The organism is Curtobacterium sp. NPDC086286 (assembly GCF_044746255.1).
In the GTDB taxonomy this organism is placed as follows: Bacteria; Actinomycetota; Actinomycetes; order Actinomycetales; family Microbacteriaceae; genus Curtobacterium.
In genome coordinates this window covers 78,181-100,845 of sequence record NZ_JBIVBW010000002.1, presented here as the reverse complement: position 1 = coordinate 100,845, position 22,665 = coordinate 78,181, and the positions used below count along the sequence as shown (strand labels likewise).

Sequence of the window (22,665 nt, the reverse complement as noted above, 5' to 3'; positions counted from 1 at the left end):
CCAGGCCGGGCACCCGAACGGACACCGTTCGCACAGGCAGCACCCCCGGACTGCCGTTGCAGCCCGGGGGTGCGCGTGCCGGTCGCGGGTCAGGCGCGACCGGGTCAGTAGGCGCCTCGGGAGCGCAGCACGGACGGGATGGTCCGGGCGAGGATGACGACGTCGTGGACGAAGGACCAGTTCTCGACGTAGTGCAGGTCGAGTCGGACACCGTCGGCCCAGTCGAGGTCCGAGCGGCCGCTCACCTGCCAGAGCCCGGTGATGCCCGGGGTCACGAGCAGCCGACGGTCGGCGAAGTCCTCGTACAGGGCGACCTCGCGCGGGAGGGCGGGTCGGGGGCCCACCAGGCTCATCGAACCGGTCAGGACGTTCCACAGCTGCGGCAGCTCGTCGAGGGACGTCCGACGCAGGAACGCACCGGCCCGGGTGATGCGCGGGTCGTGCTTCATCTTGAAGAGCGGCCCCGCGCCCTCGTTCTCCTGCTCGAGCGCGGCCATCCGGGCTTCGGCGTCGACGCACATCGTACGGAACTTGAGGATCGGGAACTCCCGCCCGTCGCGCCCCACGCGGGTCTGGCGGAAGAACACGGGGCCACGGTCGTCCGCGCGGATGACCAGGGCGATGACGGCGAACACCGGCGCGAGGAGCAGCAGACCGATGCCGGCGCCGACGACGTCGAGCGTCCGCTTGCCGATCCGCCGCCGGTAGTCGGGCGTCTCGACGTGCATGAGCGGCAGGCCGTCGACGGGTCGTTCGTGCACCCGGCCGGCGGCGATGTCCGCCAGCGGCGAGGAGACCACGAGTTCGACGCCGTGCGCTTCCAGTTGCCATCCGAGCCGCCGGAGTCGCTCGTGCCCGCCCCGGATCGCGCCGGCGACCACCACGGCGGCCACCGGTTCGCTCTGGGCCCGGTCGAGGACGGCGTCGACCCCGTCGATCACCGGGACGCTCGTGTCCCCGAGCGGTACCCGGGACCCGGCCCGGACGCAGTCGGAGATGATCGCCCGGACGCGGTACCCCGCGGCGGGGGTGGCCGCGATGCGCCGTCCGACGTAGGTCACGTCGTCGAGGTCGCCGACGAGCAGGACGTCCTGCAGCCCCTCGCCCCGGCAGCGACGTCGAGCGAGCACGGTCCGGACGGCCTTCCGACCGATCGCGAGGAGGAGCAGCCCGAGCGGGAACGCGATGGCGACGTAGCCACGGGCGAGGTCGACCTGGACGGCGTACGCGACCCCGGCCACCGTCGCGACGGTGACGAGGCTCGCGGTGATGAGTCGCCGGAACTCGTCGCCGCCGACGCCGACGATGCGCGGGTCTCGGCTGCGGGACACCGTGAGCAGGACCATCCAGGCCACGATCATCACGGGGGCGACCACGAACTCGGTCCACCCGGCAGCGCTCGAACCCGCGGGGAGCTCACCGGGGAACCGGACCACGTGGGCGACGGCGAACGCGACGAGCAACAACCCCAGGTCGAGCCCCGCCAGGCCGAAGCCCGTCGCACGGCTGCGGCGGGTCCGGCTGCGGGTCGGACGCCCGACGACCTCGACGGAACGGGACACCGCGCTCAGCGGTCGCATCGCGAGTGACATCGGGAGCCCTCCAGTCGGCCACCGGCCGGGGGGACCGACCGGGTGCCGCCGTCATGCGAGAGGACGGAACGGCACTCCGATCAGAATATCACGCTGGAGTTCTGCATATCAATGGTCGAGCACGTCCGCTAGCGTCCACGCCACGGGAGCCGCAGTGAGCGCCGGGATGTCTGCCTCGGTCACGCCGCGCAGTCGGTAGGCGACACGCTCCCCCGGCAGCAGGGTCATGAACCCGCGGTCGACCGTGCCCCCGGGTGCGACCCGGTCGGGCTGGAAGAGGAGGTCCCGCACGAGGCCCTCCGCCTCGACGACGAGGTCGAGGCCGTCGCCGTCGGGAGCCGCGGTGAAGGCGGTCCGGTACCGTGCCGGCTCCCAGCGCATGTCCTTGTCGGGTCCCGGGGTCCACACCGCCCGACGCCAGTCCATGTCCGCGACGACGAGCTCGTTCGTCGGGTCGTCCACCACACCGACCGACTCCGGCAGTGCCACCACGGCGACACCGGCGGCGGACAGGCGGACGGGCAGCGACGCCTCGGCGAGGACCGTCCCCGCGAGGGTGACCCGCCGCACGCGGACGACGCTGTCGTGCCCCGTGCGGGTCGAGCGGACGGCGACCTCGATGGGCGCGTTGCCGAACGCCCCGGGCGACACCCCGAGCGAGAGCGTGTCCGCCAGATCGCCCAGATCGGCCGTCTCACCGACGGAGGCCGACGTGGTCGGGCGATCCGCGCCTCCTGGCTGCCCCGACGGCTCGCCCGCAGAACCGGACGCGCCCGCCGGACCGGACGCAGCAGCCGGAGCGGACCCGCCCGCCGGAGCGGACCCGACCGCCGGACCGGACCCGCCCGACGGACCGGACGCGACCGCAGCCGCGACCGAGGACACCGGACGGATCGTCAGCAGCACGTCGTCGTAGAGCCGACGCAGCTCGTGCGCCAGCGGCTTCAGCCGCCCGGCCGAGTCGATCGCCGACCACGACGAGACCGGCCAGAGGTCGTTCAGCTGCCACACGACGACCCCGGTGTTCCGGGGCCAGTGCGTCCGCCAGTGCTCGACGCCCGTCGCGATGGCGCGCGCCTGCTGCAGCTGCGTCAGGTAGTGCCACCGGTCGAACTCGGCCGGCGCCACGGAGCCGAACCGCGGCGCGAGGCCTCGCGCGAGCTTCCCCATGCCGTCCGCGGCCTTCTGGTGGTGGACGACACCGGGCGAGTCCACCGCGAGCGGCGAGTCCCGCACCGCGTCGCGCAGCGTCCGCCAGGCGGGCGGCGCCTGCCAGCCGAACTCCGAGACGAACCGCGGCACCGAGTCGCGGTAGGCGGTGTCCGGGAGCCGGTTCCAGACGTCCCACGAGTGGTGCGTCTCGTGGTCGACGTCGTTCGCGGGGAGCGACTCGGAGCCCGACCACGGCGAGGCGACCGTGTAGAAGCGCGAGGGGTCGACCGCGTCGACGATCGTCGGCAGGAGGTCGAGGTAGTAGTCCAGGCCCCAGCCGCGGCCCTCGAGCGAGGCCTCCCAGCCGTCGACCTCGTGCAGCCAGATGTTCTCGTTGTTGCCGTTCCAGAGCACGAGCGAGGGGTGCCGTGCGAGCCGGGCGACGTTGTCCCGGGCCTCGGCGATGACCTCGCTGCGGATCGGCTCGCCCTCGGGGTAGGCCGAGCAGGCGAACGGGAAGTCCTGCCAGACGAGCAGTCCGAGCTCGTCGCAGACCTCGTAGAAGTCGTTCGACTCGTAGACCCCGCCGCCCCAGACCCGCACGAGGTTGACGTTGAGGTCCGCTGCCGCGCGCAGACGGTCCTCGACCCGGTCGCGCGACACCCGCGAGACGATGACGTCGTCCGGGATCCAGTTCACGCCGCGGACGTCGATGAGCGTGCCGTTGACGTGCACGTTGAAGGGCTTGCCGATGCTGTCGGACGTCGTCTCGATGCGCGTCGAGCGGAAACCGGTGCGGAACGTCGAGCGGTCGAGGACCTCGCCGTCGACCGTCTGCAGCTCGACCACGACGTCGTACAGGTCCTGAGCGCCGTAGCCACGCGGCCACCACCGCTGGACCTCCGGCACCCGCACGGTGACCACGGTCTCGTCGTCGCGCGGGGTCAGCTGTGCGCGCGAGCGCTGGCGGGTGGTGCCACCCTCGGCCGTCGCTCCGCTGACCGTCACGACGAGCACGAGGTCGTCGTCCTCGCCGTCCTGGTCGAGGTCGTTCAGCCCGGAGCGCTCGACGGTGATGTGCGCGTCGAGCACGCCCTCACCCGCCTCGACGTCGACCAGGGGCCGGACGTCGCGCAGCCTGGCTGTGGACCAGCGCTCGATCGCGACCGGTCGCCACGGACCGCTCGTGACCGCCGTCAGCCCCCAGTCCCACCCGAAGTTCGACGCCATCTTTCGGAGGTACGGGAACGGTTCGTCGTACGGACCGGGCATGCTGCCGGCCTTCGCCGCGACGCGTCCGGCCTCACGGTAGGGCGACTCGAACAGGAGCTCGAGCGTCTTCTCCCCGCGGCCGACGCCGCCGGTGCTGTCCCGGGCGTCGAACCGGTAGCGGCGGTGCATGTTCCGCGTCGTCCCCACCACGACGCCGTCGAGGCTGAGCTCGGCGACGGTGTCGAGCCCGTCGCACACGAGGTCCACGCGCTCGAAGCCCCGCGGGTCGACGTCGACGGTGCGCTGGTACGACCAGTCGGCCCGGCCGACCCACTTGGCGCCGTCCTCGTTCCGGTCGAACGTGGGGTCCGCCAGCAGCCCCTCGCGCTCGAGGTCGGTGTGGACCTGCCCCGGCACGGTGGCGCCGATGGTCCGGCCCACGACGTCGGCCGGCGCGCCTGCTGGCGGCGCCTCACCCGCCATGGTCACGGTCCAGCCGTCGCGGAGTTCCTCGCGTTCGAGGGTCATGCGGGTCCTTCTCTTCGGCGGACGGGTTGGTGTCCGCTGCGGTCGGGACGCCGGCCGGGGGCCCGCCTCGTGGCCGGGTTCTCGGCCGGGAGGCGCGGCACCGGTTGCCCGGGCGTCGTCGCGTCGCGCGCGCGGAACGCTGGTGCGGTCGCGCGTCGGGGTGCTCGGCGATGCTAGTACGGCGACCTTGCAGGACTGCGAGTGGCAGGCTGGAAGACGTGATCAGTGTTGCACTCGCCACCGCCCTGCGTGACGCCGGCCTGCGGTGGCACCCGACGACCGGTGACCGGTTCGTGATCGACAAGCCGGGCGTCGACGACGACGTCTACACGGTGTCCGAGATGACCGTGGAGCGGCACGACTACCCCTCGGGGACGGTGCTCGGCTTCAACGGGACGACCGAGTGGGCGCTCGACTCGGTCGACGCCGCGGAGTCCCTCTGGCTCCCGCGCGAGGACCAGCTGCGTGGGCTGCTCGGCCCGGCGTTCGTGTCCATGTCGGCGGGGTTCACGGTGGTCGCGACGGTCGACGGCGCTGATCGTTCCTTCACGTCCGACGACGCTGCGGAGGCGTACGGGCTGGCCCTGCAGGCGTACATCACGGCGGCGCTGGCGTAGCGGGGTACGCCGGGCGGCGACGGCTCGCCCGGGCTGAACGTTGCCGGAATGCCTGCTGGGTGGCCTTTGGTTGACTCGGACCATGACCGTTCCGAACATCACCCTGAACGACGGCAAGACCATCCCGCAGCTCGGCTTCGGCGTCTTCCAGATCGACCCCTCCGAGACGAAGGAAGCGACGCTCGCGGCGCTCGAGGTCGGCTACCGCCACATCGACACCGCCGAGATGTACGGCAACGAGAAGGAGGTCGGCGAGGCCATCGCTTCGTCGGGCATCCCGCGCGAGGAGATCTTCGTCACGTCGAAGCTCAACAACGGCTTCCACGACCCCGAGGCAGCGCTGGAGAACGGCAAGAAGTCGGCCGACCTGCTCGGCGGCTACACCGACCTCTTCCTCATCCACTGGCCGCTGCCCACCGTGTCGGACTTCGTGCCGACGTGGAAGGCGATGGAGGAGCTCTACCGCGGCGGCACCGCCCGCTCGATCGGCGTGAGCAACTTCCAGGCCCACCACCTCAACCGCCTCGCCGCCGAGACCACGATCACCCCGGCCGTGAACCAGATCGAGGTGCACCCGTACCTCACGCAGGACGAGCTCCGCGCCTACGACCGCGAGCACGGCATCGCGACCGAGGCCTGGTCGCCCATCGCGCAGGGCCTCGTGCTCGACGACGAGACGATCACCCGCATCGCCGGCAACGTCGGCAAGTCCGCGGCGCAGGTCGTCCTCCGCTGGCACATCCAGCGCGGCGACATCGTCTTCCCGAAGTCGGTCACCCGTGCCCGCGTCGACGAGAACTTCGCGATCTTCGACTTCGAGCTCTCCGACGAGGACATGACGGCGATCTCGTCGCTCGACAAGGGGCACCGGACGGGTCCGGACCCGGACACGTTCGACTACGTCCCGGCCTGATTCGGTCACCGCGTGAGGAAGGCCCCCGTCACCTGTTGGTGGCGGGGGCCTTCCTCGTCTTCAGTTGTGCTTGCTGGTGATCAGCGAAGGGTGAGTCGAACCGTCTCCGACTCGGCCGCGATGGCGCCCTGCTTGTGGTACACGACGAAGTCGTGCGTACCCGCGCCGATCGCAGTGGTCTGCAGCGTCCAGGTGCCGTTCTCGACCGTGGCGGTGCCACGGGACTTCCCGTTCACGAACACGGAAACCGTGGTGCCCTCCTTGCCGACGCCGGTGAACGTCACCGGCCCCGCGGCGACGGTGTCACCGTTCGCCGGGGACTCGATCGCGAAGTCGGCCGCCGGCGCCTGCACGATCAGGTTCAGGCGCACCTGCTGCGCCTGGGACCCACCGACCGGCTTGTGGAACACGGTGACCTCCTGCTCGCCGTAGTTCAGCGTGCCCGTCAGCGACCACTTGCCCTTGCTGTCGACCAGGCCCTCGGCGAGGGTCGCGTTGCCCTTCTTGATGACGACCTTGCCGCCACCGGCACCCTGGCCGGTGAACGTGACCGACTTGTCCGCGGTCTCGACCACCGAGTCGTTCGCCGGCGAGGTCACCTCGAACGGCAGCACGACCGAGCCGTCCGTGACCGTGACGGTCAGCGGGCTCGACACTGCCGACGAACCGGGCATCTTCTTGTAGTACGCGGTCAGGTTGTGCTTGTTGAAGCTCAGCTCACCGGTGAAGGCCCACTTGCCGTCAGCGCCGACCTCGGCCGTCCCGACGGTATTCGTGCCCTTCTTAATCGTCACGACACCGCCCGTAGTGCCCGTGCCCTCGAACGAGACCTGGTTGTCCGGTGCGGTCACGGTCGAGTTGTGCTTCGGGGCAGTGATCTCGAACGGAGCGTTCTGCTCGTTGTTGGTCACCGTGATGTGCAGCGGCACCTTGTTGGTCACCGCACCCGTTGGGATCTTCTTGTAGTAGACCTCGAGGTCGTACTCGGTGTACGCCATGAGCGACGTGAAGGACCACTTGCCGTCCGCGTCCACGATCGCAGAACCGATGGGCTTGTTGCCGTTCAGGACGGACACCTTGCCGCCCGGGTTCCCCAGACCGGTAAAGGTCACCGACTTGTCGGCGGTGCGGATCACGTCGTTGTTCTGCGGGCTCGTCAGCTCGAACCCGGTCGCAACGACGCGGATGTCCTTCGACACCGCGTCCACACGCTCACCGCCCACGTACTGCACGAACTCGACCGTGTTCGCGCCAGCCTTCAGGCCCGACACGCGCCCGCTCCACGAACCATCCGCGGCAGCGGTCGCGACGACCGTGCTCCCGACACGGATCTGCGCACCAGCAGTCGCCGTGCCCGACACCAGCGCCGTCCGCGCATCGTTGTCGACCGAGTCAACGTTCACCGAGAGGGCGTCGTTCGCCGACTCGCCCGGGTTGACCACGACCGTCGAAGTCGTCGTGTTCGCACCCTTCGACTTCTGCGTGGCCCCGATCGTGTTTTCACCCTTGCGGATGTTCACGGCCTTGGTCCACGTGCCGTTGTCCTTCACCGTCACGGGCGCGACGTCCGTACCGTTCACCACGACGGTGACCTCGGAACCAGCCTCACCCTTGCCCTCGACCGTGATCGGCGAGTCTGACACCTCGGACTGGTCCGCGGGCGAAGTGATCGAGACCTGCGAATACTGCAGTGCGGCGGATCCGACAGCTGAAACATTTCCGGCGACGTTCTGCGTAGCGGTGAAAGTCAGTCGCTCGCCGCTGTTGGGTGCCGCGACTTTGTACGTGAAGAGCCCCTTTGTATCGGCGTTACCGGAGGCGACAACTGCACCCTTATGCAAAACTTCGATTTTCGCATTCGCGCGGCCTCGCACCTCAATGCGAGCCAACTCCTCGCGATCGTCCAGAAAGACCCCAGTAACGGTGGGTGCAGACGGCACATCGAGCGCCGAAATGTAGATGCTACTCCCTGCAGTCGCGTGATAACCCGGGCCAGCTGCGCTTCCATTAGGGGCCAACCCGAGCGTACGACCACCCGAAATCAGGTATCCACCCGAAGTGCGCCACTCGTTCTTGACATCACACGTGCCCCAAACCCAGTGTCCGTGAGACCAAGTCGACAGGCACGAGTTGCCTGCTCGAACAGTTCCAACCTCACCTTCCGCAGGTACCGTCGCAAGGACTCCCGCATTCGGCGAGAGAGATGCCGTTGCATTAATCCACTGCGTGTTGTTGGACCACCAGGTGAAGTTTGTGCCGGTGATTGAGCCGTTTGGCCCCTGCAGCCGCACGGTCTTTGTTCGGGGCGTGACCTGACTCGTACCCTCTTGGGAATGTAGCTGGACGCCTTCTCCAGTAGATGCCGACGCCGCCGTTGCACCGAGGGGAGCGAAAGCGAGGCCGGAGGCGAGGGTCGCGACGGCGAGGGCACTGGCACCCAGGCCCTTCGCGATGCGCTTCTTCTTGCTTGACATGGTGTGGTCCCTTTCGAGGGATCGGGCCGCGCGCTCTCGTTCGGGACGATCGGGTCGCCCGCGGCTCGCGGTCATCGTGGTCGCGGGACACCCCGCTGCCATACCAAAATATCAAACACTGACGTGAAATACAACACTGTGCGATGAGATCACCTTGAGCCATTCGGACGCAACTTTCAGCTCCCAGAGTTGACGCGCCTCCAGTCCTGAGTAGAGTTGAGTCCATCGGACGCAAGTCCAACGACTTCAGCAGTACCCGCACCAACAGAAGGAGCACCCACACATGGGACGTGCAGTAGGCATCGACCTCGGAACCACCAACTCGGTCGTCAGCGTGCTCGAGGGCGGTGAGCCCACGGTCATCGCCAACGCCGAGGGCATGCGCACCACGCCGTCGATCGTCGCCTTCACCAAGGACGGCGAGGTGCTGGTCGGCGAGACCGCCAAGCGCCAGGCCGTCACGAACGTCGACCGCACCATCGCATCGGTCAAGCGCCACATCGGCACCGACTGGACGACGGACATCGACGGCAAGAAGTACACGCCGCAGGAGATCTCGGCCCGCATCCTGGGCAAGCTCAAGCGCGACGCCGAGCAGTACCTCGGTGAAGACGTGACCGACGCGGTCATCACCGTGCCGGCGTACTTCAACGACGCCGAGCGCCAGGCCACCAAGGACGCCGGTGAGATCGCCGGCCTGAACGTCCTCCGCATCATCAACGAGCCGACCGCCGCAGCACTGGCGTACGGCCTCGACAAGGGCAAGGAAGACGAGCTCATCCTGGTCTTCGACCTCGGTGGTGGCACGTTCGACGTCTCGCTGCTCGAGGTGGGCAAGGACGACGACTTCTCCACGATCCAGGTCCGTGCGACCTCCGGTGACAACCGCCTCGGTGGTGACGACTGGGACCAGCGCATCGTCGACTACCTCGTGAAGAAGTTCAAGGACGAGCACGGCGTCGACCTCTCGACGGACAAGATCGCCAAGCAGCGCCTCAAGGAAGCCGCCGAGCAGGCGAAGAAGGAACTGTCGTCGCAGATGTCGGCGAGCATCCAGCTCCCGTACCTGACGCTGACGGCCGACGGTCCGCTCAACCTCGACGAGACCATCTCGCGCGCCCAGTTCGAGCAGATGACCTCCGACCTGCTCGACCGCACGAAGAAGCCGTTCAACGACGTCATCAAGGAAGCCGGTGTCTCCGTCAACGACATCGCGCACGTGGTGCTCGTCGGTGGCTCGACCCGCATGCCCGCCGTGGCCGAGGTCGTCAAGTCGCTGACCGGCGGCAAGTCCCCGAACCAGGGCGTCAACCCGGACGAGGTCGTGGCCGTCGGCGCCGCGCTGCAGGCCGGTGTCCTGAAGGGCGAGCGCAAGGACGTCCTCCTCATCGACGTCACGCCGCTGTCGCTCGGCATCGAGACCAAGGGCGGCCTGATGACGAAGCTCATCGACCGCAACACCGCGATCCCGACCAAGCGCAGCGAGACCTTCACGACCGCTGACGACAACCAGCCGTCGGTCGCGATCCAGGTCTTCCAGGGCGAGCGCGAGTTCACCCGCGACAACAAGCCACTCGGCACCTTCGAGCTCACCGGCATCGCGCCGGCTCCCCGTGGCGTCCCGCAGGTCGAGGTCACCTTCGACATCGACGCCAACGGCATCGTGCACGTGTCCGCGAAGGACAAGGGCACCGGCAAGGAGCAGTCGATGGTCATCTCCGGGGGCTCGTCGCTGCCGAAGGAGGACATCGAGCGCATGGTCCGCGAAGCCGAGGAGCACGCGGCCGAGGACAAGGCCCGCCGCGAGGCCAACGAGCGTCGCAACCAGGCCGAGCAGCTCGTCTACTCGATCGAGAAGCTCATCAAGGAGAACGACGAGAAGCTCCCCGCGGACGTCAAGTCCGAGGTGCAGGCCGACGTCGACGCCCTCAAGTCCGCGCTCGCCGGCGAGGACGACGAGGCCGTGAAGACCGCCTTCGACAAGCTCAACGAGTCGCAGGGCAAGCTCGGCCAGGCCATCTACGCCCAGCAGGACGCAGGCGCCCCGGCCGGTGAGCAGCCCACCGCCGACCAGGCAGCGCAGGACGACGAGGACATCGTCGACGCCGAGGTCGTGGACGACGAGGACGACAAGGACAAGAAGTAACGATGACGGATCCCAAGGACAACGTGCCGAACGAGGACGAGCCCCAGGTCGAGGGCGATGCCACGAACGCGGCCGAGCCCGAGGACCTCATCGAGGCGGAGGGGCCCGACGTCGAAGTACCGACCGACGGCCCCGCCGCCGGGGGCCCGGCGGCGGACGCCGCGAACGACCTCTCCCCGGAGGACGAGGCACTCCTCGCCGACGCCGCCCGTGGCATCGCGGAGGACAAGCTCAGCACGGAGGACCGCGACCTGGTCGCCGAGATGCGTGCGGACATGCTCCGTGCGCAGGCCGAGCTGGTGAACTTCCGGAAGCGCGTCGAGCGCGACCGCGAGGCCAACCGCGAGGTCGCCATCGCCGAGGTCGTCCGGGCACTCCTGCCGGCGCTCGACGACCTCACCCGCGCCGAGGCGCACGGTGACCTCGCCGAGGGCCCCATGCAGGTCATCGGGCAGAAGATCCGCGGCGGCTTCGAGAAGTTCAAGCTCGTGCAGATCGGCGAGAAGGGTGAGTCCTTCGACCCGAACATCCACGAGGCGATCGTGCAGCTGCCGACACCGGGCGCCACCGGCCAGACCGTGGCGGACGTCGTCGAGCCGGGCTACAAGCTCGGTGAGCGCGTCCTCCGTGCGGCCAAGGTCGCGGTGGCGGTCCCGGCCTGAGCGCGGGGAGGAGGTAGGGATTCATGGCCAGTCAGGACTGGTTCGACAAGGACTTCTACAAGGTCCTCGGCATCGACAAGACGGCGAGTGACGCTGAGCTGAAGAAGACCTACCGGAAGCTCGCGCGGCAGTACCACCCGGACTCCAACCCGGGCGACGCCGCCGCCGAGAACCGCTTCAAGGAGATCAGCGAGGCGTACTCGGTGCTCTCCGACAAGGAGCAGCGCCAGGAGTACGACCAGGTCCGCGCCATGGGCTCCGGCGCCCGCTTCACCGCGGGTGGCCCGGGCCAGGGCGGCGGCTTCGAGGACGTCTTCGGCGGCATGTTCGGCCAGGGCGGGGGCGGACAGCGTGTCCGCTTCGGCCAGGGCGGAGCAGGTGGCGCCGGCGGCTTCGAGGACATCCTCGGCGGGATGTTCGGCGGTGGCGGCGGCTTCGGCCAGACCACCGGCGGCTACCGCGGCTTCGGTGGGCCGACGAAGGGCCGCGACGTCACCGCGACGACGACCCTCGACTTCACCACCGCGATCGCCGGCGACACCGTCAAGCTCTCGCAGGGCAACGGCCGTCCGGTGAACGTCCGCATCCCCGCGGGGGTCGCGGACGGGCAGAAGATCCGGCTGCGTGGGCGCGGCGAACCCTCGCCCGACGGCGGAGAGGCCGGTGACCTCGTGGTCACCGTCACCGTCCGCAAGCACCCGGTGTTCGAGCGCGACGGGCAGAACCTGCGGCTGGACGTCCCCGTGACGTTCGTCGAGGCGGCGCTCGGCGCGACGATCGAGGTCCCGACGCTCGGCGGCTCCACCGTCAAGCTGAAGGTCGCACCCGGCACGCCGTCGGGTCGCGTCCTCCGTGTCAAGGGCCGCGGCGTCGCCACCAAGAACGGGACGGGCGACCTGCTCGCGACCGTCCAGGTCGCGGTGCCGTCGCACCTGACGGACAAGCAGCGGGAAGCGGTCGAGGCCCTCGCCGAGGCCCTGCCCGACGAGGACCCCCGAGCGGACCTCCTCGCCAAGGCGCGCAGCTAGCGCTCCGCGACCACAGCAGTAGACCGGGTCTGGAGGCACGGCGCGGCTCCGTCAGGAATGCGCGCCGTGCCTCCAGTCTGGTTTCCGGACCATGCGAACGACGGAAAGGAACACGCCATGACCGACATGGACGAGAACTCGCCCGTCTTCGCGATCGCGATGGCGGCGGAGCTCGCCGAGATGCACCCACAGACGCTGCGGCAGTACGACCGGCTCGGCCTGGTCGTGCCCGGCCGCACGCGCGGCGGGTCGCGCCGGTACTCGATGCACGACGTCGCGCAGCTGCGCGAGATCGCACGCCTCGGGTCCGAGGGCGTCTCGCTCGAGGGGATCCGCCGCGTCCTCGAACTCGAGAACGAGAACCGCGCGCTCCGTGCGCGCGTCAGCGAGCTGGAGACGGCCCTCGCCGACCAGCTCATCAGCCGGCCGGGCGCCCGCGTGTTCGCGGCGACCACCACCGGCGGAGCAGTGCCGCTCCGTGCCGGCATGCGGCCGCAGCGGAACACGCAGATCGTGCTCTACCGCGGGCCGCGCTGACCCGTCCCCACCGGGACCATCGGTACGCTGGCGCCGTGCCACCGGACTTCGCCGACTTCTTCCGCCGCCGCGACGACGACGCGCCGGACCTCATCGCGATCGACGGTACGGACCGCTTCATCCTCGACGAGGCGCCGCACGTGCACGGCGACGCGCTCCGGCAGCCCGGCGAGGTCGCCGTCGTCGACGACCGGTACGGCGTGCTGACCCTCGGGGCGATCACGGTGCACGGTGCGTCGGACGTCCGGGTCGTGCAGGACTCCCTCGTCGGGGTGCGTGCGCTCGAGGCCAATGCCGGCACCTTCGGACGCCGGGGCTTCCACCACCCCTCGTCGCTCGAGCAGGCGTTCCGGGACGTCCGGCTCGTGCTGCTCCGGCTGTCGAAGTCGAACGACCGGCTCGACGAGCTCGCCCGCGCCGTCGCCCGGTTCGCCGCGCCCGACGTCGTGCTGCTGTGCGGCGGGGTGTCGAAGCACATGAACCTCTCGCAGAACGACGTCCTGCGCCGGTACTTCGGCGACGTGACGGCGTCCCGCGGCCGTGGGAAGTCGCGGCTGCTGATCGCGCAGGACCCGCTCCGCGCCCAGGCGACCCGGGCGGACGCGACGAACCCGTGGCCGCGGTCGGTGCACGTCGACGACCTCGGGATGACGCTCGTCGCGCACGGCGGGGTGTTCGCCGGGACCTCGCTCGACCAGGGCACCCGGGTGCTGCTCGACGCGATGGACGATGCGGTACCCGGCGCTCGGACCGCCGTCGACCTCGGCTGCGGGAACGGGGTGATCGCCACCGCTCTCGCGCGGCGTCGACCGGGCATCCGGGTGATCGCCACGGACGTGTCGCAGATCGCCGTGGCGTCGACGATCGCCACGGCCGAGGCGAACGGCGTGGCGGACCGGGTGCTCGTCGTCCGGAGTGACGCCGGCGACGAACTCGACGAGGGCTCCGCGCAGCTCGTGCTCTGCAACCCGCCGTTCCACGCGGACACGACCGTGACCACGGACGCGGCCGAGGCGATGTTCCGGAACGCGGCCACGATCCTCCAGTCCGGCGGGGAACTGTGGTGCGTCTGGAACTCGCACCTGCGGTACCGGCCGGTGCTGGAGCGGTTCGTGGGGGCGACGCGGCAGGTGGTGCGGACGCCGAAGTTCACGGTGACGGCGTCGCGGCGGGCGTGACCGCGAGCAGAATGCAACATGTTTAGCAGGCGGTTCCCGGCGTCCGTAGCGTCTCGACGTCCGCCGGGGTTCCTCCCTCACAGCGACGTCGATCCGCCAGCACTCCACACCTGACCACTGCGACGTAGCCACGACCCCGCGCGGGCTGTACACACAGTCCGAACCGTTGGAGTCGCCCCTTGGCACACCTCGCCAGCCCCACCCGCGCACGCCCCCAGCTCGACTTCCTCGACGGATTCCGCGGAGCCCTCGTCCTGCTCGTCGTCACCGGTCACGCGATCGGCTACAGCGGTCTCCGTGGAGAGATCGCCGGAGCCGATCCGGCCCTCGGTCAGTTCCTCGTCGCGGTCGAGCTGCGCGTCCCGATGTTCTTCGTGCTGTCCGGGTACGTCCTGATGATCGCCGTTGCGCGCGATCCCGAACTCAGACTGCGCGGCGGGATGGCCGGGCACGTCCGCCGCCGCGCCCGACGACTCCTCTTGCCCTACTTCGCAGCGCTCGCCCTCTCCCTCGGCCTGATCGCCACCGTTCCACTCCTGCAGATTCCGGCAGGTACCGCCTGGGACCCTCGGATCCCCGTGACGTGGGAGAGCGTCGTCACGCATGCGCTCCTGGTGCACAACTTCCTCCCCGAGGGGTTCTTCCGCATCAACGCACCGCTGTGGACGATGGCCGTGGAATGGCAGCTCGGCTTGCTCATGCCACTGCTCCTCGTGTTCTGGCGTCGGAGGTCTCCCCTGGTGGTCATCCTGCTCCTGCTCCTGCTCGCGGGCGCCTCCAGCGCCACGGGCGTGATGGACTGGTCCGCGCCGATCCTGCTGCCGCTCTTCGCCCTCGGCATGTACGCGGCGCACGTCACCCACCGCGACGACGTTGCCGATCCGGTGACCACGGCGATCCTCGGCCGTCGCTGGCTGGGGATGACGTGTTGCACGGTGCTGATCGTCGGCGCCGTGCTGGTCGGGATGCTCGAGGCGTCGATGCTGCGCGGCCTGCCGACGATCGCGTTGCGGTGGGCACTCGCCGGATCGGCCGCCGCGATCTTCCTCGCGCTCGTCACCCACCGGCAGTCGGTTTCGGCGCACTCACCGACCACGGCACTCGCCCACGACGTCCTTGCCTGGGCGCCGCTGCGGCACGTCGGGTTGATCTCCTACAGCGCGTACCTCATCCACAGCCCGATCCTCGCGATCGCGAACCTCGTGATGATCGGGACCGGTCTCCCGACTGCGTTGATCGTGGTGCTGCAGCTCCTCGTCACGACGCCCGTCGTGTTCGTCGTCGGCCTGCTGTTCGCCGTGTGCTTCGAACGGCCCGTGATGAGCGCACGGCAACGGGCAGCGCTCGACCGACTCCTGCCAGGTCGTCCCTACCGATCTGTCGACAGTATTTGATATACTGAAGGTGATGTCACGATCAACCCGAAGGGAACCACCATGAAGCGCCTCCTCCTCACCACGATGATCGCCGCCGCAGCGGTTTCGCTCGCAGGATGCACCTCCGGCGCGCCGGAGCCCCACGAGAAGGTCGCCGAGTCGACGCCGAAGGCAACGATCACATCGACCCCAGTCCCTGGGTACACACCGCCCACCGGAACCTGCGACGACGGCACCGCGACCATCATCGCCGACGTCGAGGAGATCGCACTGCCGGACGGCTGCGCGAACGTACGGATCGTCAGCAGCGCGTCGACGATCACGCTCGGACCGGTCGAGCACCTGCAGATCGAGGGCAACGACAACAGCGTCACCGTGGCGTCTGTGGACGAGATCGCAGTGTTCGGCGATCGGAACGACATCGGACACGGCGGCGAACCGACGGTGGACGACGAGGGCGCCGAGAACACGATTGCTGCGAAGTAGTCCCCAGTGACGACGAAGGGCCCCGCTCGACGAGCGGGGCCCTTCGCGTCTGCGCGCTACCCGACGGTCGTGCGGAGTGCTTCGAGGTACCCGAAGCCGTCCTGGGCGTTCGGGATCAGCCCCGGCCCGCCCTCTGCCCACTCGGAGACGTTGTACACGGTGATCATGCGTGGCAGCCCCTGCTGGTCGATCGCGCTGACTGTCTTCCGGAGGAGTCGGCGGAACGACTCCGGCGAAGCACCGGCGACGGCGTACGACGACGGATGGGGCTTGACGGTCTCGAGGGACGTGAAGACACCGGGGACGGTGTTCTGCCGGCCGAACGCAGTCGTCGTGTCCAACGAGTCGACGTAGGCGTCGTACCCGTCGTTCGTCGTCGCGCCGGCGTACTTGCCGTCGTACGACGAGAAGTACACGTTGACGTGGTCGTCTCGGAGCGAGTCGGCGTTCGCGGCGATCACACCGCCGTTGCGGGCGAGCACGGTCACACCGTCGTACCCGATCGATCGAAAACGATCGGCGAGATCTCGGAGGAACGCCGTCGACTTCGCACTTCCCTGGTAGTTGTCGAAGTTGCCGCGGAGCGCCTCGAGGTCCCAGACGTTGACCACGGCGTAGCGTCCGCCGTCCACTGCTTCGGTGTGAGCCCACGGATGGGCTGCCACGAACGCGACGAGCTCCTGCGCCCGCCGGCTGATCTCGGCGGCACCACCCTTGTTCGCGAGCGGGAGGACGTAGCCGAGAGCCTTCGCGTTCGGGGTCTCCTCGAAGTAGGCGTGCGACCAGGTGCCGTCCTTCGACCAGGACGAGGAGAAGCCGGCGGCGTTCGGGAAGCTGACCGCGTCGACGCCGCCCGATGCCAACCAGTAGGCGATCCAGCCCAGGACATCGGGGTCGTCACCACGGTAGTTGCCGATCAGCGGAGCCCGCGACGGGTCCCAGCCCGGCGCGGCCACGCCGTCGCCGGTGTTGTCGGGCTTGTTCCACCGCCAGTCGTACCAGCCGTTCCAGTCCGACGACGCCAACGAGGTCTCGTTGCCGAACCCCTGGTACCAGTGCGCGACGACGTCGATGCCGGAGTCGATCGTGGCTGCGGGCGGACTGTCGAGTCGCCCGAAGTCGAACGGCACGTCGCTGACCGCGCAGGCGGCGTTCTGGGGCGTCCCGAAGTCCGTGCGGTAGGGAACATCCGCCGCCGGAGTCGTCGGCCACGAACACCCCGGATGCTCGCTCGCCTGGGTGGGGCCGCCCGCGACGATGCGGTGGAGCACGAGAATCGAGGCGAGGACGACAGGGAGGGAACGAAGGGCGAGCCGGACCGGCTTGGTGAACTGCATGGCGAGAGGGTAGCTCCGGCCGGTATGTCGTCACGAGGAATATGTATGCATGCGATATCAGGCTCGCCGACGCGCCGCCCCCTGGACACTGACGGGCCCCGTGGCGACAGCCGGCGCGTCGCCGTAGTAGCCGCCGTAGACACCGTAGGAGAAGTCGCCACCACGGCGGGCCGGCAGCATGGTCAGGACCACGCCGAGGATGCGCGCCTCGATCTTCTCGAGACGGTCGAGGGCTGCGCGGAGATGTGCCTTGCGCCCTGACCGGGCGGACGCCGCGACGATGACACCGCTGCAGACCTTCGACAGGACCGCGGCATCGGTGACCGGCAGCAGTGGGGGCGCGTCGACGACGATGAGGTCGTACGTGCGGCCGAACTCCTCCATGAGGACTTGCATGCTCTGGGATCCGAGTAGCTCGCTCGGGTTCGGCGGGATCCGACCCGCGGGCAGGATGTGCAGGCCACCGTCGCCCCATTGCTGGACGACGTCACTCGGCTCAGCACGCCCGACCAGGACATCGGAGAGACCGGCGGCGCCCTCGAGGTCGAACACCTGGGCGACCCGCGGCCGGCGGAGGTCCGCGTCGATGAGCAGCACGCGGGCATCCGAGTCGGCCATCGCGATCGCGAGGTTGGTCGACGTGGTGGTCTTGCCCTCCGACTGCATGGCGGACGTCACCATGACCGTCTGCATCTCTGCGTGACCGGCGAGGTAGGCGATGTTGGTGCGCAGGTCGCGGATCGCCTCACCCAGCGCGCCGCGGGGTGCGTGCCGCATGAACAACGACTGGGTCTCGTGGTCGGGGTTGAAGCCGATCGCGCCGAGGACGGGCAGGTCGGCCACCGCCGCCACGTCCGAAGCGGTCCGGATCCTCGTGTCGAGCATCGAGCGGATGAAGAGCGCGGCGATGGCGAGTGCGAGGCCGAGGAGCGTCCCGAGCGCGAGGTTGAAGGACGGCCGCGGATCGATCGGGCCGGTCGGCTGCGTCGCCGGCTGGAGGGTGGTCACCTTGACCGGGCTGCTGCCGTCGGCGAGCGGCTGCTCGAGATCCTCGACGACGGCGCCGATGCTCGTACCGATCGTGTTCGCGATCCGGGTCACCTGCGCCGCATCGTGCCCCTGCACGGACACGTCGAGCAGCTGCGAACCCTTCGGCGTCGAGACCGACACGTCGGACGCCAGCGCCTTCGGCGTCCGATCGAGACCGAGTTCGCGCACGACCGGCTCGAGGACCGGAGCGCTCGTGACGACCGGGACGTAGCCGAGCACCTTCGCCTGGGCGGCACTCGAGCCCTGGTTGAGCTCGGACGCGCTCTGCGACTGGCCGGTCTGCACTGCGACGTAGAGGCGCGTGGTCGCCTGGTACGACGGCGTGCTTACCACAGTGAGGGCGACCCCACCCGCGGCACCGAGCAGGGCACCGAGGAGCAGGAGCCACCAGCCGGAGCGGAGCAGACGCATCGCGTTCGAGAAGTCCATGGGTACTCGTCTCGTTGAAGGAGGTGGTTGGCTCAATGATATATCACATGTGATTGTCATTCAAGGGTGCGACGCTTCGCGGTGCCGAGGATCATTCCGAGCGCCACGAAGTACGGCGCGGCCGAGTTCGGACTGAGGGCGACCTCGTTGAAGGTCGCGTTGGCGAGGAACCCGAGGATGAGCGCGAGCGCGCCGAGTCGCAGGCGCGCATCGGCGAGGTGGCGGGCATGCGCGATCACCGACCAGAAGAACACGGCGTAGAGGAGGATCCCGGGGATGCCGAGCTGTGCGATGATCACGCCGACGCCGGACTCCTGGACCTCGGATTCACTCCCGCCGTCGAAGAGCCCGGCGAGCACACCGACGTTCCCGACGCCGCGTCCGAGCGGATGCCCGGGCAGCTCGACGAAGGCCGCGGTGAACCCACCGACGTGTGCCGCCGTCGAGCCACTCGAGTTGTCCAGGGTGAAGAGGTAGAACCCGGCGCCGGCCCCCACGACGACGATGATCGACAGCACGCGCACGACCGGGTGCGCGTAGACCTGCGCCCAGAGCGCGACGAGGATCAACACCGACAGGAAGAAGCCCTTGCTCACCGTCATCACGGCACCGACGGCGGTCAACAGCATGACGAGCCGGCTCCGGACGAGCATGGCGGCGGTGAACGCGGCGAAGAGGAAGGTCCCGAAGTTCACGGGGTCGGCGAACGACGACACCATCCGACGGACGATCTCGCCGTCGAACTCCTCGGACGAGTAGAAGTTGGCGGGGAGCGGACGGACGTCGGCGATGCCGAGACCCTTCGCTTCCCACAGGTGGCGCAGACCTGCTCGCTCCCAGAACTGCGGCGCACTCAGCTCGAAGAAGCCGAACAGTACGGTGCACGCCCCCAGCACCGCCAGTGCCCCGAGGTAGCGGTTCACCCGCGTCTGGGTCGACGCCAACAATCCGATGAGCAGGAAGAGCATCGGCGTCACCAGGTTGCGGAACGAGGCGACGGCAGCGACGGGTTCCGCGCGGAAGAGCACGAGCCCGAGCGCGGTGAAGACGAGGAGCCCGGCGATCACCAGGACAGATCGGCGGACGAGCACCGTCCGGCTGTCGGCGACCGGGTCGGGGACCGCGGCCGTGGACGCGCGAGGGCGACACACGGCGAGGATCGCCACGAGCAGCACGGCATCGACGAAGTTGAGGATGATGATGACCTGGAGGGCGCTCGGCGCCACGTCGTCGGCGACGAGCAGGAGGTACAGGTTCTGGGTGGCAGAGATGACGGTGGGCACGAGCACGAAGCCCGACATGTCCGCTCCGCTCCGCACAGCGTGGATCGCCGGGACCACGAGCAGCGCGAGGAGGAAGGTGCCCACTGCTGCGAGCTGGAGCGCACCGTCGAGTGCGCTCGACGCGAGCACCCCGGCGACGAAGACCGCGAGCAACAGGATCGGGAAGAGCAGGCCGGGACGCGGGGCTCCGACCGACGACGCGATGCGCGCAGGCGACGACACGAGGGCACTCACGCGGCACCTCCGGGGAGACGTCGCACCACTGCGGCCCTGACGACGACGAGATCCGAGCGTCGCAGGCCGACGAGGCGCCGCGGGTCGTAGCCGAGTACGCGGTGCAGTGCGATCGCGTTCACGAGTGCGATCGCGACGCCGCCGCAGAGCGTCGAGACCGCCGCGGCCATGACCCCGATCGCCGGGGTCAGCACGAGCAGGACGGCGATGTTCACGAGGCAGCCGAGCACGAATGCCAGACTGCGCACACCGGGCCGTCCGCGCGCGATGAGCGCCGAACCTCCGATCGTGGACGCGCTTCCGATGCACGTCGCGACCAGCAGGACGAGCACGAGCGGGACGGCACCGACGAAGTCGTCGCCGAACGCGACGGGGACGAGCAGCGGGGCGGCGAACGCGAGGACGACGGACACGACGAGCACCGCGCTCGAGGCGATGCGCGCAGTCCGTGCCAGGCGCTCGTCGGACCGATCAGCGGCGTCGGCACTGAACGAGACGTCGCGCGCCGCGTCGCTGATCACTCGTGGGAGTTCGGCGACGGTGACCGCGACGACGTAGAGCCCGAGCGCCTCGACGCCGACCAACGGTGTCAGGAGGGCCTGGTCGAGCCGGAGCAGGAGCGCGCCCGAGACGCTCCCGATCCACACCCGCGCGCCGTACCCGAGCATCGATCCCATCGTCGGGCCGGTGCCCGGAGCAGCGGCTGCGCTCGGACGAATGGCCGTGCGCCGGAGGAGACCGAGGTAGGCGAAGCCGCCCAGGACGGGCGACAGCGCGAGCACCGCCACCGCCAGCTCGATCGAGAGCGAGCCCGCCATGGCCGCCCCGCCGATGCCGCAGAGCCGGACGGCGGCCGTGATGAACCGCTCCACGGCGACGAGTCGCCAGCGACCGGAGCCCCCTGCGGCCGCCTGCAGGACCAGGACGACGAGACTCGGCAGGACGGCGCACGCGGCGATCGAGACCAGACGTGCGAGCGGCGCGTCGCCGCCGGCGAACCAGTCGCTCAGCATGACGAGGGCGACCGTCACCAGCACGGCGACGACCGCGACGAGCAGCGCCCCCCGGAGGACCAGCCGCCCGAGTGGACCAGTCCGTCGGGCCGCGTGGAAGGTGACGGACGCCGGGACACCGATCGTCCCGATCGTCGTGGCCAGCAGCAGCGGCGCCGTGACGGATGCGACAGCCCCCCGACCGTCGAGTGACAGCCCGTGCGCGAGGATCGGTGCCGTCGCGAGCGCCGCGAGCGGAGCGAAGGCGCTCCCCGCGATCGTGATGAGCGTGTCCGAGCCGTGGCGGCGGGACGGTGTCGGGTCAGTGGTCACGCAACTAATATAACAAATGCTAGGTATTGAGCGCCAGACTTCCCCCGCACCCGCTAAGGTCGTCATCGTGCGATGGAGTCGAGTGGGCTGGCCCGCCGTCGGGTACGTCTCCCTCGAGGACGTCGACGGCTACCCCGAACACCTCGCACGCCTGGTGACCGACGCCCCGCCGTCCGTGGCCGCCCTCGCGTCCGTCACGTGGAGCGAGTCCCGCATCCAGAACTGGCGCATCGAGGAGGCCGGCCGCCACGGTGACGCCGGCGTCGACGCGACACCGACCCACACCGTCCACGCCGTGTTCGTCGTCCGCAACGACGAGGTGCTCGACACCCCGGACGGCCTCTGGCGCCGGTGGAACCACGCGCGGGTGTCCCTCCGCTTCGACCGTGCCGTGCTCGATCCGTCCGACACGGAGGCGCTCGACCTGCTGGCCGGTGACGTCCACGTCTCCCGCGGTGAGATCGCACACGTGGACGCCGACGTCTGGGAACTGCGCCTGCTCGTCTCCCCCACCGGCGAGCTCGCGATCCACTTCCGCGACGTCGTGATCGAGGTGCGGCCGGTCGACGAAGAGGACTGGGCAGCGCTCGAGTCACGCCCTGCCCACGGCTGGCACGGCCCGGTCCCGGACGGCTGGGTGGAGTGGGCGACCCCGGCGGTGCGGGCTGCGGCGCACGGAGACGTCGGCGGCCTCTCGCTGGCGCTCGACGGCATCGGTCAGGACCCCGCTGGCATCGACGAGGTCGACCCGCGGTGGGGCTTCGCGCCGCTGCACGCGTCCGTCTGGTTCGACAACCGCGGCACGACCGAGGCACTGCTCGAACGCGGTGCTGACGTCCGGGTCGAGGACGCCGAGGGGCGGACCGCGATGGACATCGCCCACGAGCGCGGCGCACGCCGGGCGGAGGAGATCCTCCTGGCCTGGTTCGACCGGCCGGCTCACGAGCCGACCGAAGCAGACTGACGACGGACGGGAGGCGGGGGGGCCGCGGGGCCCCCCCCCCCCCCCCCCCCCCCCGGGCCCGCCGCCCCCCCCCCCCCCCCCTGGCCCCCGGCCCCCCCCGGCCCCCACCGGGGGGGGCCCGCCCGGCCCGCGCCCCGCCCCC

The 22,665-nt window shown here is 69.7% G+C and carries 17 protein-coding genes; 10 read left to right on the top strand and 7 right to left on the bottom strand.

Annotation, left to right across the window (positions count from 1 at the left end; translation table 11 throughout):
- Positions 1-104: 104 nt before the first annotated feature.
- Both ACIPKM_RS03910 and ACIPKM_RS03905 read right to left on the bottom strand, forming a co-directional pair.
- Entirely contained in the window at positions 105-1,592 is a 1,488-nt protein-coding gene (locus tag ACIPKM_RS03910; RefSeq protein ID WP_071294414.1) for a sugar transferase, read from the bottom strand.
- Between the two features lie 108 nt (positions 1,593-1,700).
- The gene (locus ACIPKM_RS03905) at positions 1,701-4,484 is read right to left on the bottom strand and encodes a glycoside hydrolase family 2 protein (RefSeq protein WP_261646398.1); all 2,784 of its coding nucleotides are present in this window, start codon (positions 4,482-4,484) and stop codon (positions 1,701-1,703) included.
- A 218-nt stretch (positions 4,485-4,702) separates the two neighbouring features.
- On the opposite strand from ACIPKM_RS03905, the gene ACIPKM_RS03900 reads away from it, so the two are divergent.
- Together ACIPKM_RS03900 and ACIPKM_RS03895 are read left to right on the top strand one after the other, a co-directional pair.
- A complete protein-coding gene (locus ACIPKM_RS03900) occupies positions 4,703-5,101 on the top strand; it encodes a pilus assembly protein CpaE (protein ID WP_261646399.1) in 399 nt (132 codons plus the stop codon).
- Between the two features lie 82 nt (positions 5,102-5,183).
- Complete coding sequence (locus ACIPKM_RS03895) at positions 5,184-6,014, top strand: aldo/keto reductase (RefSeq protein WP_071294412.1); 831 nt, start codon at positions 5,184-5,186, stop codon at positions 6,012-6,014.
- 80 nt (positions 6,015-6,094) lie between these two features.
- Here the strand turns inward: ACIPKM_RS03895 and ACIPKM_RS03890 are convergent, their stop codons facing one another.
- Positions 6,095-8,488, bottom strand: a complete 2,394-nt coding sequence (locus ACIPKM_RS03890) for a hypothetical protein (RefSeq protein WP_139199456.1) — start codon at positions 8,486-8,488, stop codon at positions 6,095-6,097.
- A 283-nt stretch (positions 8,489-8,771) separates the two neighbouring features.
- On the opposite strand from ACIPKM_RS03890, the gene dnaK reads away from it, so the two are divergent.
- The 7 genes from dnaK to ACIPKM_RS03855 all read left to right on the top strand — a co-directional run bounded on the left by dnaK (position 8,772) and on the right by ACIPKM_RS03855 (position 15,901).
- The gene (gene dnaK / locus ACIPKM_RS03885) at positions 8,772-10,634 is read left to right on the top strand and encodes a molecular chaperone DnaK (protein WP_070417079.1); all 1,863 of its coding nucleotides are present in this window, start codon (positions 8,772-8,774) and stop codon (positions 10,632-10,634) included.
- A 2-nt stretch (positions 10,635-10,636) separates the two neighbouring features.
- Entirely contained in the window at positions 10,637-11,296 is a 660-nt protein-coding gene (locus ACIPKM_RS03880) for a nucleotide exchange factor GrpE (protein WP_083295090.1), read from the top strand.
- Between the two features lie 23 nt (positions 11,297-11,319).
- Positions 11,320-12,324 carry a DnaJ C-terminal domain-containing protein gene (locus ACIPKM_RS03875; protein ID WP_261646400.1) on the top strand — a complete coding sequence of 335 codons (1,005 nt, stop codon included), beginning with the start codon at positions 11,320-11,322 and terminating at the stop codon, positions 12,322-12,324.
- Positions 12,325-12,450: 126 nt separating this feature from the next.
- On the top strand, positions 12,451-12,861 hold the full coding sequence (locus ACIPKM_RS03870) for a heat shock protein transcriptional repressor HspR (protein WP_070419260.1): 411 nt from the start codon (positions 12,451-12,453) through the stop codon (positions 12,859-12,861).
- A 35-nt stretch (positions 12,862-12,896) separates the two neighbouring features.
- Entirely contained in the window at positions 12,897-14,039 is a 1,143-nt protein-coding gene (locus ACIPKM_RS03865) for a class I SAM-dependent methyltransferase (RefSeq protein WP_071294409.1), read from the top strand.
- A gap of 179 nt (positions 14,040-14,218) precedes the next feature.
- On the top strand, positions 14,219-15,433 hold the full coding sequence (locus ACIPKM_RS03860) for an acyltransferase (RefSeq protein WP_071294408.1): 1,215 nt from the start codon (positions 14,219-14,221) through the stop codon (positions 15,431-15,433).
- 42 nt (positions 15,434-15,475) lie between these two features.
- Positions 15,476-15,901, top strand: a complete 426-nt coding sequence (locus ACIPKM_RS03855) for a DUF3060 domain-containing protein (protein WP_071294407.1) — start codon at positions 15,476-15,478, stop codon at positions 15,899-15,901.
- 56 nt (positions 15,902-15,957) lie between these two features.
- Here the strand turns inward: ACIPKM_RS03855 and ACIPKM_RS03850 are convergent, their stop codons facing one another.
- From ACIPKM_RS03850 to ACIPKM_RS03835, 4 genes are read right to left on the bottom strand one after another with little or no spacing between them, the layout of a single operon-like run.
- Positions 15,958-17,238 carry a hypothetical protein gene (locus tag ACIPKM_RS03850; protein WP_071294406.1) on the bottom strand — a complete coding sequence of 427 codons (1,281 nt, stop codon included), beginning with the start codon at positions 17,236-17,238 and terminating at the stop codon, positions 15,958-15,960.
- A gap of 57 nt (positions 17,239-17,295) precedes the next feature.
- The gene (locus ACIPKM_RS03845; RefSeq protein WP_071294405.1) at positions 17,296-18,717 is read right to left on the bottom strand and encodes a polysaccharide biosynthesis tyrosine autokinase; all 1,422 of its coding nucleotides are present in this window, start codon (positions 18,715-18,717) and stop codon (positions 17,296-17,298) included.
- 56 nt (positions 18,718-18,773) lie between these two features.
- Positions 18,774-20,234 (bottom strand): hypothetical protein, encoded by a 1,461-nt coding sequence (locus ACIPKM_RS03840; RefSeq protein WP_071294404.1) that lies wholly within the window; start codon positions 20,232-20,234, stop codon positions 18,774-18,776.
- On the bottom strand, positions 20,231-21,559 hold the full coding sequence (locus ACIPKM_RS03835) for a lipopolysaccharide biosynthesis protein (RefSeq protein ID WP_261646401.1): 1,329 nt from the start codon (positions 21,557-21,559) through the stop codon (positions 20,231-20,233). The genes ACIPKM_RS03840 and ACIPKM_RS03835 overlap by 4 nt, the downstream gene beginning before the upstream one ends.
- Before the next feature lie 67 nt (positions 21,560-21,626).
- Here ACIPKM_RS03835 and ACIPKM_RS03830 point away from each other — a divergent pair, with 67 nt between their 5' ends.
- A complete protein-coding gene (locus tag ACIPKM_RS03830; protein WP_402736212.1) occupies positions 21,627-22,523 on the top strand; it encodes a hypothetical protein in 897 nt (298 codons plus the stop codon).
- Positions 22,524-22,665: the final 142 nt, after the last annotated feature.